14 protein-coding genes are annotated in these 14,873 nt (G+C 65.4%); 10 read left to right on the plus strand and 4 right to left on the minus strand.

Features of this window, described 5'->3' with window-relative positions; genetic code table 11:
• The first annotated feature begins 9 nt into the window (after positions 1 to 9).
• Entirely contained in the window at positions 10 to 750 is a 741-nt protein-coding gene (locus TSH20_RS24190; RefSeq protein ID WP_109155728.1) for a response regulator, read from the plus strand.
• Complete coding sequence (locus TSH20_RS24195) at positions 747 to 2,069, plus strand: HAMP domain-containing sensor histidine kinase (RefSeq protein ID WP_109155727.1); 1,323 nt, start codon at positions 747 to 749, stop codon at positions 2,067 to 2,069. Before TSH20_RS24190 ends, TSH20_RS24195 begins: the two co-directional genes overlap by 4 nt.
• A gap of 7 nt (positions 2,070 to 2,076) precedes the next feature.
• Here TSH20_RS24195 and TSH20_RS24200 read toward each other — a convergent pair whose 3' ends face one another.
• Positions 2,077 to 2,724 carry a TetR/AcrR family transcriptional regulator gene (locus tag TSH20_RS24200; RefSeq protein ID WP_199231871.1) on the minus strand — a complete coding sequence of 216 codons (648 nt, stop codon included), beginning with the start codon at positions 2,722 to 2,724 and terminating at the stop codon, positions 2,077 to 2,079.
• A 115-nt stretch (positions 2,725 to 2,839) separates the two neighbouring features.
• Between TSH20_RS24200 and TSH20_RS24205 the strand changes: the two genes are divergently transcribed.
• Both TSH20_RS24205 and TSH20_RS24210 read left to right on the plus strand, forming a co-directional pair.
• Positions 2,840 to 4,438 carry an ABC-F family ATP-binding cassette domain-containing protein gene (locus TSH20_RS24205; RefSeq protein ID WP_109155726.1) on the plus strand — a complete coding sequence of 533 codons (1,599 nt, stop codon included), beginning with the start codon at positions 2,840 to 2,842 and terminating at the stop codon, positions 4,436 to 4,438.
• A gap of 185 nt (positions 4,439 to 4,623) precedes the next feature.
• Complete coding sequence (locus TSH20_RS24210) at positions 4,624 to 5,700, plus strand: alpha/beta hydrolase (protein ID WP_109155725.1); 1,077 nt, start codon at positions 4,624 to 4,626, stop codon at positions 5,698 to 5,700.
• Positions 5,701 to 5,810: 110 nt separating this feature from the next.
• Here TSH20_RS24210 and TSH20_RS24215 read toward each other — a convergent pair whose 3' ends face one another.
• From TSH20_RS24215 to TSH20_RS24225, 3 genes are read right to left on the minus strand one after another with little or no spacing between them, the layout of a single operon-like run.
• The gene (locus TSH20_RS24215; protein ID WP_348770450.1) at positions 5,811 to 6,419 is read right to left on the minus strand and encodes an Rrf2 family transcriptional regulator; all 609 of its coding nucleotides are present in this window, start codon (positions 6,417 to 6,419) and stop codon (positions 5,811 to 5,813) included.
• Positions 6,409 to 7,983: an MDR family MFS transporter gene (locus TSH20_RS24220; RefSeq protein ID WP_109155723.1), complete on the minus strand. Its 1,575-nt coding sequence runs from the start codon at positions 7,981 to 7,983 to the stop codon at positions 6,409 to 6,411. The genes TSH20_RS24215 and TSH20_RS24220 overlap by 11 nt, the downstream gene beginning before the upstream one ends.
• Before the next feature lie 28 nt (positions 7,984 to 8,011).
• Complete coding sequence (locus TSH20_RS24225; protein WP_247871133.1) at positions 8,012 to 9,115, minus strand: HlyD family secretion protein; 1,104 nt, start codon at positions 9,113 to 9,115, stop codon at positions 8,012 to 8,014.
• A 159-nt stretch (positions 9,116 to 9,274) separates the two neighbouring features.
• Between TSH20_RS24225 and TSH20_RS24230 the strand changes: the two genes are divergently transcribed.
• The 6 genes from TSH20_RS24230 to TSH20_RS24255 all read left to right on the plus strand — a co-directional run bounded on the left by TSH20_RS24230 (position 9,275) and on the right by TSH20_RS24255 (position 14,843).
• Positions 9,275 to 10,240, plus strand: a complete 966-nt coding sequence (locus TSH20_RS24230; RefSeq protein WP_109155721.1) for a LysR family transcriptional regulator — start codon at positions 9,275 to 9,277, stop codon at positions 10,238 to 10,240.
• Between the two features lie 209 nt (positions 10,241 to 10,449).
• Positions 10,450 to 11,205, plus strand: a complete 756-nt coding sequence (locus tag TSH20_RS24235) for an SDR family oxidoreductase (RefSeq protein ID WP_109155720.1) — start codon at positions 10,450 to 10,452, stop codon at positions 11,203 to 11,205.
• A gap of 72 nt (positions 11,206 to 11,277) precedes the next feature.
• The gene (locus TSH20_RS24240) at positions 11,278 to 11,694 is read left to right on the plus strand and encodes a cupin domain-containing protein (protein ID WP_109155719.1); all 417 of its coding nucleotides are present in this window, start codon (positions 11,278 to 11,280) and stop codon (positions 11,692 to 11,694) included.
• A gap of 86 nt (positions 11,695 to 11,780) precedes the next feature.
• Positions 11,781 to 12,311 carry an Rrf2 family transcriptional regulator gene (locus TSH20_RS24245; protein WP_109155718.1) on the plus strand — a complete coding sequence of 177 codons (531 nt, stop codon included), beginning with the start codon at positions 11,781 to 11,783 and terminating at the stop codon, positions 12,309 to 12,311.
• A 393-nt stretch (positions 12,312 to 12,704) separates the two neighbouring features.
• Complete coding sequence (locus TSH20_RS24250) at positions 12,705 to 13,367, plus strand: alternative oxidase (RefSeq protein WP_109155717.1); 663 nt, start codon at positions 12,705 to 12,707, stop codon at positions 13,365 to 13,367.
• Positions 13,368 to 13,685: 318 nt separating this feature from the next.
• Positions 13,686 to 14,843, plus strand: a complete 1,158-nt coding sequence (locus tag TSH20_RS24255; protein WP_109155716.1) for a bifunctional nicotinamide-nucleotide adenylyltransferase/Nudix hydroxylase — start codon at positions 13,686 to 13,688, stop codon at positions 14,841 to 14,843.
• The last annotated feature ends 30 nt before the right edge of the window (positions 14,844 to 14,873 follow it).

Raw genomic sequence — 14,873 nt, forward strand, 5'->3', positions numbered from 1 at the left:
TTCGACCGAATGGATCACATCGACCACGTCCTGATCGTCGATGACGACCGCGACATCCGGGAGTTGGTGTCCGGATATTTGAAAAGGAACGGCCTGCGCGTGACCCTCGCCGCGGACGGACGGCAGATGCGGTCGTTCCTGGAGCGCGACCGGGTGGACCTCATCGTGCTCGACATCATGATGCCGGGGGATGACGGGCTGGTTCTGTGCCGGGAGCTTCGTGCCGGCCGGCATGCCACGACACCAGTTCTGATGCTGACCGCGCGCAACGACGAGATGGACCGGATCCTCGGCCTGGAGATGGGGGCCGATGATTATCTGGCGAAGCCGTTCGCCGCACGCGAGCTGCTGGCACGCATCAAGGCGATCCTGCGCCGGGCGCGCATGCTGCCGCCCAACCTCCAGATCAGCGAGGCCGGACAGTTGCTGAGCTTCGGCACGTGGCAACTCGACACCGTCGCCCGCCATCTGCTCGACCAGGACGGCACGGCCGTTGCACTGAGTGGCGCGGAATACCGGCTGCTGCGCGTCTTCCTCGACCACCCACAACGGGTCCTGTCGCGCGACCAGCTCCTCAACCTGACGCAGGGGCGCGAAGCGGAACTGTTCGAGCGGTCGATCGACCTGCTGGTCAGCCGGCTTCGGCAGCGGCTGCGCGACGATGCGCGCGAGCCCAGCCACATCAAGACGGTGCGCAACGAAGGCTACGTCCTGGCGATGCCGGTGGAGATCATGAGGGCACGGTCATGAAGGGCGCGATCCGCCGGTTCCACCGCTTCCTGCATCCGCCCCGCACCTTGCGCTGGCGACTGTTCCTCATCCTCCTGACCGGGCTTGTTCTGGCGCACGGACTGTCCTTCGGCGCGCTGCTCCTGGAGCGCACCAGTGCCGCCAAGGCGATGATGCTCGGCACGCTGGAGCAGGATGTGGCGACCTCGGTCGCCCTGCTCGACCGCCTGCCGCCGGAGGAGCGCGGCCGCTGGCTGGCGGTGCTGGAGCGGCGCACCTATCGTTACGAACTTGGCCCCGGCCTGCCGGGTGTGCCGGACCTTGGCAGCCGTGGTGCGGAGATCGCCCGCGCCATCAACGGCGGTGTCGGCCCCGGCTTCCCGGTGGCGGTCGAGACCATTCCGGGCGACCGCCCGCATCTCCAGGCCCATGTCACTCTTCGCGACGGCTCGCCGGTGACAATCGATGTGACACCGGCGCTCATACCGCTCGCCGCCTGGCTCCCCCTCCTGCTGGCCGGCCAGCTCATGTTGCTGGTCCTCTGCACCTGGCTTGCCGTGCGGCAGGCGATCCGGCCGCTGGCGCGCTTCGCCAAGGCTGCCGAGACGCTCGATCCCGGCGGGAAGTCGGCGCGGCTGGAGGAGGACGGCCCAAGCGAGGTCGCCCATGCCGCGACCGCCTTCAACGCCATGCGGGACAGGATCGCCCATTACCTGGAGGAGCGCGTGCGGATCCTCGCCGCCATCTCCCACGACCTGCAGACGCCGATCACCCGCATGACGCTGCGGGTCGAGATGGCGGAGGACAGCCCGGAGAAGGAGCGGCTGCTCCGGGATTTGTCGCAGATCGAACGGCTGGTGCGCGAAGGGGTGGCCTATGCGCGTAGCGCCCATGGCGATGTCGAGACGCCGGCCCGCATCGATGTCGGATCCTTCGTCGAAAGCCTCGCCTTCGACTATCAGGACATGGACAAGCCAGTGACCGTCCGCGGGCTCTCCGGCGCGGTCCTGACCACCCGACCGCACGCGCTGCGCCGCATTCTGACCAACCTGATCGACAATGCCCTGAAATTCGCCGGAGAGGCCGAGATCACGGTGACCCGGGACGGCACCGGCCGGATCGGCATCGCCGTCCGCGACACCGGTCCCGGCATTCCCGAGCATCAGCTCACCGCCGTCCTCCAGCCCTTCTACCGGCTCGAACAGTCCCGCAACCGTGACTCCGGAGGAACCGGACTGGGGCTGGCCATCGCCCACCAGCTGGCGCTGGCGATCGGCGGGTCGCTGACGCTGCGGAACCGGCGCACCGGCGGCCTTTGTGCCGAGGTGACGCTCGGCTGACGGGGGGCTAACCGTTTCCGAAGGCAGTGGTGAAGACCGCCCAGCGCTCCTCGAACAGCCGCAAGAGGGACGGCACCTCCACCACTGCGTCTTCGCCGAGCCGCAGCCGGTTGTTGACGCCCTCCAGCAGGTCGACCAGGATCCCGCAGACCGAACCCGGATCGCCGGGTCGCAATTCACCCGCCGCTTGCGCAGTCGAAACGAGCCCGACCAGCGGTTCCAGGGCATCGCGTGACCAGGATGCCAACCGCTCCCGGAAAACCGGCGAGACCGCAGCCTCGGCGCTGACGGAGAGATAGAAGGCGGCGTAGTCGCGCGACGACCCGATCTCGACATAACGGAACGCGGCGCGGCGCAACGCGTCGAGCGCCCCCTCTCCCTCCTTGCCAGCGGCGGCAGACAGCAGGGCATCGCGGAACCGCCCGACGTCACGTCCGACCACGGCTTCAAGAAGGGCGGCTTTGTTGGGGTAACGGCGATAAAGCGTGTGCTTGGACACACCGAGTTCGGCCGCAATCTCTTCCAAACCGCTGTTGGCGACGCCTTTGCGACAGAAGACGGCCCTGGCGCCATCAAGGATGCGCGCATCGATGGCCGCAGCCTGCTCCCTGGTCGGCCTTCCTCCTGGCTTGCGTCCGCCGGTGTCCACGTTCACATCCCTTCAGCTCTCCATCCGCCAGCAAAACAGCACAGGTCCGTTGCGTTTTCCATCGCCATCTGGTATCAGCACGGCTGCGTGCCGATATCCTGACTCCAACAAGGGGCGACGCATGGCATCAATCTCCCTATCCCGGATCAGTTGGGCCACGCCCGACGGGCACAGCGTCCTGACCGGTGTCGAGCTGAATTTCGGGCAAGAGCGCACCGGCCTCATCGGACGGAACGGTGTCGGCAAATCGACCCTCCTGAAACTCATCACGGGAGAACTTCAGCCGCTCGCCGGCACCGTCCGGGTCACCGGCACGCTCGGCCTGCTGAAACAGACGGTCCGACCCGGCGAACGGGAAACGGTGGCTGCTCTGTTCGGCGTGACCGGGGCGCTCGCCCTCCTGCGCCGCGCCGAGGCTGGGGCCGCAAGCGTGGAGGAACTGGCGGACGCCGACTGGACGCTGGCAGAGCGCATCGCCGCCGCCCTGGCCCGCGTCGGGCTTGATGCCGGTCCCGAGACCCGGCTGACGGAACTCTCTGGCGGCCAGCGGACCCGCGCCAGCCTCGCTGCGGCGATCTTCGCCGCACCGGATTTCCTGCTGCTCGACGAGCCAACCAACAACCTCGACCGCTCCGGCCGCGAGGCGGTGATTGCCCTCCTCGCCGGCTGGCGGACCGGAGCGATCGTGGTCAGCCATGACCGCGAGCTACTCGACCGGATGGACGCCATCGTCGAACTGACCTCGCTGGGTGCCGCCCGTTATGGCGGCAACTGGACGCGCTATCGCGAGCGCAAGGCGACGGAACTGGAAGCCGCTCAACAGGATCTGGCCCACGCGGAAAAGCAGGCGGCCGAGGTCCGGCGCAAAGCGCAACGCGCGGCGGAACGGCAGGACCGGCGCGATGCGGCCGGGTCACGGAAGGCGGCGCAAGGCGACATGCCCCGCATCCTGCTGGGCGGACGCAAGAGCAATGCCGAGGCAAGCCGGGGTGCCGGCGCCAAACTGGCCGACCGCCAGCGGGCGGAGGCCCAGGCCGCACTCGCCTCGGCGCGGTCCCGCATCGAGATCATGCAGGACCTCTCGGTTGCGCTGCCGCCCACCGGCGTTCCGGCCAACAGGACCGTCCTGCGGCTGGACGGTGTCACCACCGGCCACGACCCAGAGAATCCGATCATCCGCGATCTGTCCTTCACCATGGAGGGGCCGGAACGGGTCGCCATCGTCGGACCGAACGGTTCGGGCAAGACGACGCTGGTGACGCTGATCGCCGGCGGGATCGGGCCGATGCGGGGGACGGTTTCGGTCGCCGTCGACTTCGCCATGCTGGACCAGCGCGTCGGCATCCTCGATCCCGATGCGTCGATCCTTGACAACTTCCGGCGCCTCAATCCCGGCGCAACCGACAATGCCTGCCGGGCGGCACTCGCACGCTTCCTGTTCCGGGCGGACGCGGCCCTGCAACAGGTGAGAACGCTGAGCGGCGGCCAGATGCTGCGCGCCGGCCTCGCCTGCGCGCTGGGCGGGCCGCGGCCACCGGCGCTGCTGATCCTGGACGAGCCGACCAACCACTTGGACGTTGACTCTGTCGAAGCCATGGAGGCGGGACTGAGATCCTACGACGGCGCCATCCTGCTGGTCAGCCATGACGAGACCTTCATGGCCAACATCGGCATCGAACGGCGGTTGAGACTCGGCTCAGCGGAAGGCGACGGCCCATAGCCTCTGCCGGCATGACCGATCCGCGACAGGGTCGGGACGTTCACCTCCATCGGGACTTTGTATCCCACTGTATCCGATGGGCCGAACGGTACAGACGCTTTCACCATGCCCCATGGCCGGACATGCGGGGGATACATCGGCATCTCATGTTGCGGCCACGAATGAACGCATCTCGGGAGAGATAGATGGCACGGAAACTGGAGACGGAAACCGCCGGCACGGCCCTGGTCGACCACGGGCGGCGGCGCTTCATCGGCACGGCAACCCTTGCAGCGGCGGCGGCCGGCCTCGGACTGGGGATGGGGCGGGCGCAGGCAGCGGAACCACCCGCGGCCCGGCCGACGGCGGGCTCTTCCTCGCCCACAGGCTTTAAATCCTTGAAGCAGATCGATGCCGGACCGCTCAACATCGGCTATGCCGAGGATGGTCCCGCCGATGGACCGGTGGTCCTCCTCCTGCACGGCTGGCCCTACGACATCCACAGCTATGTGGATGTGGCACCCATCCTGGCGGCGGCCGGCTACCGCGTCATCATCCCCCACCTGCGCGGCTATGGCACGACGCGCTTCCTGTCCGCCGCAACGCCGCGCAACGGCCAGCAGGCGGCCATCGCCGCCGACATGATCGCCCTGATGGATGCACTGAAGATAAAGACCGCAATCCTCGCCGGCTACGATTGGGGGGCCAGGACGGCGAACATCATGGCCGCACTCTGGCCGGAGCGCTGCAATGCCATGGTGTCGGTCAGCGGCTATCTGATCGGCAGCCAGGACCTCAACCGGGCGCCTCTGCCTCCCAAGGCGGAGTTGCAATGGTGGTATCAGTATTACTTCGCCACCGACCGCGGCCGCGCCGGTTATGCGAAGTATACGCATGACTTCGCCCGGCTCATCTGGCAACTGGCCTCCCCGAACTGGGCGTTCGACGACGCCACGTTCGAACGCTCCGCGGCCTCCCTCGACAACCCGGACCATGTCGACATCAGTATCCACAACTACCGCTGGCGGCTCGGCCTTGCGGAGGGGGAGGCGCAGTATGACGCACTTGAACGGGCGCTGGCGGCCTTCCCGACCATCAAGGTTCCGACGATCACCATGGAAGGCGGCGCCAACGGCGCGCCGCACCCCTCACCGGACATGTACCGTGCGAAGTTCACCGGCCGGTACGAGCATCGGCTGATCACCGGCGGCATCGGCCACAACCTGCCGCAGGAGGCGCCACTGGCCTTCGCCCAGGCCGTGGTGGACATCGGCAAAGCCTGACCAGGGCTTGACCGCAGAAGTGGCACGGGCCTTCCCGGCTGGATGTCGATAATGCGGATGCCCATGAGTTCGCAGCCGACGCTGGCCAAGAGCCCGAAGCCGCCTGATGGTCACGACTCTTGCTTCGCGGCCCCCTGCCCGAGGGTATGGAGGACAGGGGGCTGCGGCAGGCCGAGCATGGATGCCATGCTGCGGCGATGGCGGACGATGTCGGCCAAGCTATAGTCGTCCAGGACAGCCAGGAAGGCCTGCAATGCCTCATGCAGAGCGCTGCGCAAGTTGCAGGCCGGACTCAGTCGACAAAGAGGCGGGTCCTGAAGCGCGCCCATGCAGTCGACGATGGCCATGTCCTCTTCGGTGTAACGGACAACGTCGCCGATCCGGATCTGCTCGGCCGGACGACCGAGGCGCAGCCCGCCGTTCCGTCCCCTCACGGTTTCGATATAGCCGCCACGCCCGAGATCGTTCGCCACCTTCATCAGGTGGTTTTTTGAAATGCCATACACCTGCGCAACCTCGCTGATGGTCGGCAACCCCTCCTGCCGGACCGCGAGGTACATGAGCAGGCGCAGCGCATAATCCGTATAGCTCGACAAGCGCATCGCCGACCAAACCTGTATAAATTCTACATCAATATAGTCGTGCTTCTTAAAACCTGCAATCGACCGTCCCAGTCCGTCGGGACGGAACGCCGGCAGAAGCCGCGGTTCAATGGGCACCGCCCCCGCCCAAATGGTCGGGCTTCTTCAGGAGCAGGGTCGCGAACAAGGCGACCAGCAGGGCGGCGCCCAGCAGGAAAAATGCATCACTGAACGCCATGACGAAAGCCTGTTTGCGCACCACGGCGCCGATGGCGACATAGGCACGGCGCCCGGCGTCGAGCGGGTCGGTGATGCCATGCGACTGGAAGTACCGGGTCAACTGCTCGATGCGGGCGACGGTCGCCGGCTCGAACAGCGAAACCGCGTGCGACAGGATGTTGGAATGGAACTGCTCGCGTTTCGTCAGGAAGGTCTGCAGCAAGGCGATGCCGACGGCGCCTCCCAGGTTCCGCATCATGTTGAACAGGCCGGAGGCCGAGCCTGCGTTCTCCTTCTCAATCCCGGCGGTCGCCACCGCGGACAACGGCGCGAAGACCAGCGCCTGCCCGACGGCGCGCACGATGTTGGGGACCAGCAGTTGGTCTGCGGCGTAAGAGACGGTCATGGCGATGTTCATGAAGGCGCTGCCGGCGAAGAGCGCAAAGCCGACGGCGATCAGCAGCCGCGCATCGAACCGCTTCATCAGGCGCGGAACCAGCGGGATCAGCAGAAGCTGCGGCAGCCCGGTCCAGGCCAGCACGCCGCCGATCTGTTCGGCGTTGTAGCCCTGGATGCGCGACAGGTAGACGGGCAGCACGAAGACCGACCCGTAGAGCGCCACGCCCAGCATGAAATTCGCCAGGATGCCGAAGCCGAAATTGCGACGCACCAGCAGCCGAAGGTTCAGCAGCGGCCGGGCGCTGCGCAGCTCGATCCACAGGAACAGCCCCAGCGAGACCGCCGCCACGATGCTCAGCCGCAGGATGAAGGGGGAGCCGAACCAATCCTCCTTGTTGCCCTCCTCCAGCACAGTCTGCAATGTGCCAAGCCCCACCGCCATCGTGATTATTCCAGGCCAGTCGCCCGTCTTCAGCAGGTCGAGCTTCATGGGCGCGGGGTCAAGCGACAAGGCCAGCAGGCCGACCATCACGGCTCCGGGGATCAGATTGACATAGAAGATGTACTGCCAGCCCCAGTTTTCCGTCAGATAGCCGCCGATGGTCGGTCCGATCGCCGGGGCGAAGGTCGCCGACAGGGCGAACAGGGCGAGCCCGATCGACTGCTGCGCCTTGGGCAGAAGCGTGATGATGATGGTGAAGGCCATCGGGATCAGGACGCCGCCGCTGAATCCCTGGATCGCGCGCAGGATGATCATCTGCTCCAGGTTCGCGGCAAAGGCGCAGAGGACGGAGAAGACGAGAAACAGCACCGCGTTGGTCAGCAGGTAGCGGCGGACGGAGAAGACCTGCGCCAGCCAGCCGCTCAAGGGGATCACGATGATCTCGGCCACCAGATAGGCGGTGGAGATCCAGCCTCCGTCGTCGATGCCGGCGCCGATGGCGCCCTGGATGTCGGCGAGCGAGGCGTTGACGATCTGGATGTTAAGCACCGCCATGAACGCGCCCAGTGTCGAGCCGGTCACGGCAAGCCAGTTCCGGGTGGTGGCGGCACCGACCGGGCCGGATGCGGCAAGAGTGGACATGGTCTTGATCCTTTGCCCAGAGGGGGGCTCAGCCTGCAGGCGTCGCCGCTTCGCGGGTGTCGATGGTCGGCTCGACCGACATGCCGGGGCGCAGCAGACCCGACAGCGGGCCGGGATCCAGGACGATCCTCACGGGGATGCGCTGCACGATCTTGGTGAAGTTCCCGGTTGCGTTGTCCGGCGGCAGCAGGGCGAATTCCAGCCCGCTGGCCGGGGACAGGCTGTCGACATGGCCCTTCAGCTCGACACCGGGAAAGCCGTCCACCGCGATCTCCACCGGCTGCCCGGCATGGACGTGGGTCAGCTGAGTTTCCTTGAAGTTCGCGACGACATAGACCGCCTGCAGCGGCACCACGGCCATCAACTGCGTGCCGCTCTGCACATACTGCCCGACCCGCAGCGAGCGGGCGCCGACCGTACCGGAGATCGGGGCGGCGATGACCGTGTAGGACAGGTTCAGCCGCGCCTGCTCCAGCGCGCTGTGGCTGCGGTCGCGCTGTGCCACGGCCTTGCCGCGCTCGGTGACCAGCACCGCGATCTTGTTTTCGGCGGCGGCCAGAGCGGCGCGGTCGCCGTTCACCTTGGCCCGCGCTTGACCCAGGGTCGATTCCGCCTGCTGCGCCCGCTGGGTCGTGCCGTAGCCGGTCCGCATCAGGTTGCTGTAGCGTGCGTTTTCCTTCTGCGCGAAAGCAAGGGCGACCTCGCTCGCCGCCACGTCGGCCTTCTCCTGCTCGATCAGCGACCGCTGCAGCACGATCTGGGCGTCCAGGTTGCGGATCGCCGCCTCCGTCGTCTCCAGGTCCGCCCGTGCCTGGTCCAGTGCGACGCGGAAATCACGGTCGTCGATCCGCGCGAGCGGCTGGCCGGCAACAACACTCTGGTTGTCCTGCACCAGCACTTCGGCGACATAGCCGGACACCTTGGGCGCGATCACTGTATGATCGGCTTTGACATAGGCGTCGTCGGTGCTTTCCAGATGCCGCCCAATGGTCCAGTAGCGATAGCCGATGTTGCCGGCCGCGGCGACGCCACCGAGGAGAACCAGCGCCAGCGCCATGCGCTTAAACGCCTTGCCCGTGCCGAGCGCGGCAGGCGCCGCTCCGGCCTCTTTGCCGTGAGTGAGTTCAACCATGGCACCCATCCTTTTCCGAGGTATTTCCGGGAGCCGTGGCCGTCCCGGACCGCGATGTCAGGATGGGTGCGGGGATGCCGGTTGAGAATTTGGGAAAGGCTGGAAAGATTATCCGGCGTGAGTTGATAATCGCGGCGAACCAAGGCGGCGGGGGTGCGCATGGACCGGCTGACGAGCTTGACGGCCTTTGTGCGGGTGGTGGAGTGCGGCGGCTTTTCCGCGGCGGCGCGGCGGCTGAACCTGTCCGTCACCATGGTGAGCAACCATGTCCAGGCGCTTGAGGACCGGCTGGCGGTCCGCCTGCTGAACCGGACCACGCGGCGGGTCAGCCTGACCGATGCCGGTCGGGCTTATTACGACCGCTGCATCACCATCCTCGCCGAGCTGGAGGCCGCCGACGAGCTGGCCGTGGCGCTGAACGCGACGCCACGGGGCACCCTGCGCCTTCACATCGGCACGCACCTCGCCCGCTTCATCGCGCCGGTGATTGGCGACTTCGTCACGCGCTACCCGGCGATTTCGGTGGAGTTGACCATCGGCGAGGCTTCGGTGGACATCGTGGACGAAGGATTTGACCTGGCGGTGCACCCGTTGCAGCCGCAGAACACCAGCCTGATCTGCCGGCGGCTGACGCCCTGGCGGCATGTGCTGTGCGCGGCGCCGGCCTATCTCGAAAAGCACGGCGCTCCCGAAAGCCTGGAGGATCTGGCGAACCATAATTGCCTGCGCTACAGCCATTACCCATTCGGCAATGAGTGGCGTTTCACCGGCCCGGACCAGTCGGACCTGTCGGCTCGGGTGTCGGGCAATCTGGTGACCAACAGCGCGGAAACCCTGCTGCTGGTCGCCTTGAGCGGCGAGGGTCTGCTGCTGCTGCCCAGCTTTATCGTACTGGACGCTTTGCGCAGCGGAGCCCTATGCCGGCTGCTGCCGGACCACCGGCCGGTGGAGTTCGCCATCAACGCCATCTATCCGCACCGCGATCACCTGTCCACCAAGGTGAGAACCTTCATCGACCTGCTGGCCGTGCATTTCGCCCGGCATCGCGAATGGCTGAACCCCTTCGACCCCTCCTCCGCGCGGTCGGGAGCCGGACCCGACGGATTGCCCCCGCACCAGGACTGAACGGTCCCACAGGCGGCTTCGCCACTCGGTCGCCTAAACGCGGACAAAGATAGTCTTCGTTTTCCGCTTGTGCGGAGAAACGCGGACTGATACTGTCTGCGTTATTGGATGGGCAGCCGGATCGCGGTGATCCGCAAGCTTCGAACGCCCGCCGCCATTTCCGGCTTTTCAATCGGGCACCGGATGCCCGTCGGACAGGAGAGGGACTCATGAAAATCGTCGTCATCGGTGGAACGGGGCTGATCGGTTCCAAGCTTGTCGCCATCCTGAGCGCCAGCGGCCATGAGGTCGTGGCCGCCTCGCCCAGCAAGGGCGTGAACACCGTCACCGGCGAGGGACTGGCCGAGGCGCTGGCCGGCGCTGCGGCCGTCGTCGACGTGTCCAATGCCCCGTCCTTCGACGAAAAGGTCGTAACTGACTTCTTCCGGACCTCCGGCGGCAATCTGGCCGCGGCCGAAGCGAAGGCCGGTGTCCGCCACCATGTCACCCTGTCGATCGTCGGCACCGACAGCGTCGCCGACCTCGGCTATTTCCGTGCCAAGGTGGAACAGGAACGGCTGATCGCGCAGTCCGGCATCCCCTACACCATCGTCCGCGCCACCCAGTTCCTGGAATTCCTCGCCGGCATCGCCGATGGCCATGCCGATGGCGACACGGTGCGGCTGGCGCCGGTGCAGTTCCAGCCGATTGCCGCGGACGATGTGGCCACCATTCTGGCCGAGACCGCCCTGGCGCAGCCGCTCAACGGACGCATCGACATCGCCGGTCCGGACCGCGGTCCCTTCGCCGACATCATCGGCCGTTATCTCAAGGCAGTGGGCGACCGCCGCAACGCCGTCGGCGATCCGGCAGCTCGCTATTTCGGCGGCAGCGTCACCGAATTTTCCCTGGTCCCCACCGGCCCGGCCCGCCTCGGCCGGATCAGCCTGACCGACTGGTTCGAACGGTCCAAGGCCGGCGCCTGATCGACTTTCCGGCCCAAGGCGTCGCTACCCGGCGTCCAATCAAAACCCCTCGATTGCTGAAGGAGCAGACCCATGAAGCGCTTTATCGCCCCCCTCTTGTTCGTGACCCTGCCGTTCGCCACGGCGCTCGCCGATACCCCCCAGTCGAAAAATGCCAAGGTGACCTTGGTCTACGAACACGCACTGCCCGACGTGCCTGGCAAGAGCGTCAAGGGCGTGCTGGTCGAATATGGTCCGGGCGGCTATTCGCCTGCCCATACCCATGCGAAGTCGGCGCTCATCTACGCCACCGTGCTGGAAGGGGCGATCCGCAGCAAGGTCAATGACGGCCCGACCAAAACCTATCGGGTGGGCGAGAACTTCACCGAACTGCCGGGCGACCATCATGGGGTCAGCGCCAACGCCAGCGACACCAAGCCGGCGAAGCTCCTTGCGGTCTTCGTGGTGGACACCGCCGACACGGAGCTGACCACGCTGGACAATAAGTGACGGGGAAGTTGCGGAACAGGGATGGCTTGCGCTTTTAAACGCGGATTATTAGTGTCCCTGTTCCCCATTTTCTATCGGAACCGGCCATGGCACATCTCACCGTCAGCGTCGAGTACGGCATTCACTGCCTTCTCTGGCTGGTCTCATCGGGCAACCAGCCACTGAGCAGCCGTGACCTGGCCGAACTGCAGGGCATCTCGTCGTCCTTTCTGGCCAAGATTTTCCCGAAGCTCGAAAAGGCCGGACTCGTCATGGCCAGCGAAGGCGTGCGCGGCGGCTATCGGCTGGCCAAAGCGCCGGAGGACATCACCTTTCTGGACATCGTCGATGCGATCGAAGGCGACAAGCCGCTTTTCGATTGCCAGGAAATCCGCGGTCGCTGCGCCGTGTTCGGGGAGCGACCGCCCTCCTGGGCGACATCCGGTGTCTGTGCGGTGCATGCGGTGATGCTGCGCGCGGAAAAGGCGATGCGGGCGGAATTGGCCAAGGAGACACTTGCCAGTGTCGCCAATACATTCAGCCTAAAGGCACCGGCGGAATTCTCCGACAAAATTGCACACTGGATGCAGGACCGGTTCAATGCCCGGACCTCGACACGCACGTCGCGATCCAAATGAATCGTCCGTCATCCCCAGGCGGGACGCAGAGCATCGGACATTGAGCTTGGATGCGGCGTCGGGACTGAGATAACGACCATAACATTCATAGGATATGAATGATTTATATCGCCGGCCATCACGTTGCCGTGCGACCTGCTCACAAGCCTCATTGACGGCTGCAGCACTTCGCTCCATTCAACCGCGCATTCTGGATATCCATCCAGCTCCCGACGCCAAGTGCGACAATCTGTCCGCTCTTAAAGATATATTTTTTGAGCATATTATATCCACAGCATCAAGCGGCCGGCGCCAACGGCGACACGCTCAATGCACCTGACACGTCACGCTGTGGACGCCGTCGACAACCGCCGACAGAGCGTACCGGCGCACTGGAGCCGAGGAGCTCAGATCATGAATACCTTCATCCTCACCACGCATCATACGCCTCGCAACGTCAGTGACCGCATTGCGCTGGGCTTCACCAAGGTGCTGCGCCTGCTGGCCGACACCTTCTTCGCCAAGCGCTATGGACATCGCGCCATCGTCCTGGAAACGGTGGCGGCGGTTCCGGGCATGGTCGGCGCCACACTGCAGCATCTGCGCTGCCTGCGCCGCATGCAGCATGACCAGGGCTGGATTCACACCTTGCTCGACGAGGCCGAGAATGAACGCATGCACCTGATGACCTTCATCGAGGTGGCGAAGCCGAACTGGCTGGAACGCGTCCTGATCCTGCTGACCCAGGGGGCTTTCTACAACGCTTTCTTCCTGCTGTACCTGATCTCGCCGCAGACGGCCCACCGGGTGGTCGGCTATTTCGAAGAGGAAGCGGTCATCAGCTACACCGGCTACCTCGCTGAAATCGACGCCGGCCGACATGCGAACCCGCCGGCCCCGCGCCTTGCCATCGATTACTGGCAGCTTCCGGAAACCGCCACCCTGCGCGATGTCGTGCTCGCCGTCCGCAATGACGAGGCCAACCATCGCGACGTGAACCACGGCTTCGCCGATACGCTGGCCGGCCGGCCGGCCGCCGATGCGGATCACCGTGACGAATCGCGCAAGGCGGCTTGATCGAAGGTGCCAAGGTGGCCGTTTTCGCCCGCAATGCGAAAGTCCGGCAGAACCGGCCGCCAAAGCTCAGGTTCCGATGCTGGCCGTCGCCGGTGAAGAACGTATTTGGGCGGTGCCGCTTTTCGTCTGATGACGTCATCTCTCAAGAATCGGGAGCCTCGGGAATCCCGGCCCCGTGCACCATCTCCAGCCAAACGCTGCCGAAGGCATTGCTCCAAAAGAGCACGCACGAGGATCTTGAGAAACCTCCGCCATGACCGTATCGTTCTTGTGCCGCAGATAGACTGCGGCGTTCTTTCAGCAAGGAGCTTGCTGAGCATGGTTTCTACCAACAGCACCGGACGCGAGTCCGGCACCCTGTCGTTGCCGAGGAAGACCGCGGTTCCCAATGCCCAAGGCGCCCTGGCCACCAGAGCGGATAGCGCCTTGGCATACGATTTTCTAATTTTCGTCGGCCGCTTCCGCCCGTTCCATATCGGCCATCTCACCGTCATGCAGCGGGCTTTGTCGCTGGGGCGCCATCTGATCGTGCTGGTCGGATCGTCGCGTCAGGCGCGCAGCCACCGGAATCCCTTCCGCTTCGAAGAGGTGCGCTCCTGCATAGCAGACGCCTTCACACCGGAAGAGTGCGAGCGCATCACGGTGCTTCCCCTCATCGACCGCTACAACGACCTGGAATGGATCCGCGATGTCCAGGCCGCGGTGCATGGTGTCGTCGTGCAGCATCACCGGCCTGCCGATGGCTCCACCCCAAGGGTTGGCCTGATCGGTCATTCGAAGGACCACAGCAGCTACTATCTGCGCATGTTCCCGCAATGGGGCGCCGTGGAATGCATGAACTGCCGGGGGATTTCGGCCACGCCCATCCGCGACGCCTATTTCGCCGACGCGGCGGCGGCGCTGGAGGCATGGAAAGAGGCATTGCCCGCGAATGTCACCGCCTTCATGGCGGAGTTCGCACGCACCGACGAGTACAAGCGGCTGGCCGAGGAAAGCGCCTATATCGCCAAATATAAGGCAGGCTGGGCCAACGCACCTTACCCTCCGACCTTTCTGACCGCCGATGCCGTGGTGGTCCTGTCCGGTCACGTTCTGCTGGTCGAACGCCGGGGCCTGCCGGGACGCGGTTTGCTGGCACTGCCCGGAGGCTTCGTCGGCCAGCATGAGCGGATCAAGGACGCCATGATCCGCGAGTTGCGAGAGGAGACGAAGCTCAAAATTCCAGCGGGCTTTCTGGAGGGCGGCATCCGCGCCAGCCAGATCTTCGATCACCCCTACCGCTCGACGCGCGGGCGCACGGTGACTCAAGCCTTCCTCATCCAGCTCAAGCCCACCGACGAAGGCTTTCCCAAGGTGCGTGGCGGTGACGACGCCAAATCGGCCCGCTGGATGCCGATCGCGGAAATCGATCCCGAACAGATGTTCGAGGATCACTTCCATATCATCCAAACACTGATCGCGTTGTCCAACAACTGAGTGCGGTGTCCATCCGGCGCTGCAATCCAG

The sequence above is a fragment of the Azospirillum sp. TSH20 genome, from assembly GCF_003115935.1.
GTDB lineage: Bacteria > Pseudomonadota > Alphaproteobacteria > Azospirillales > Azospirillaceae > Azospirillum.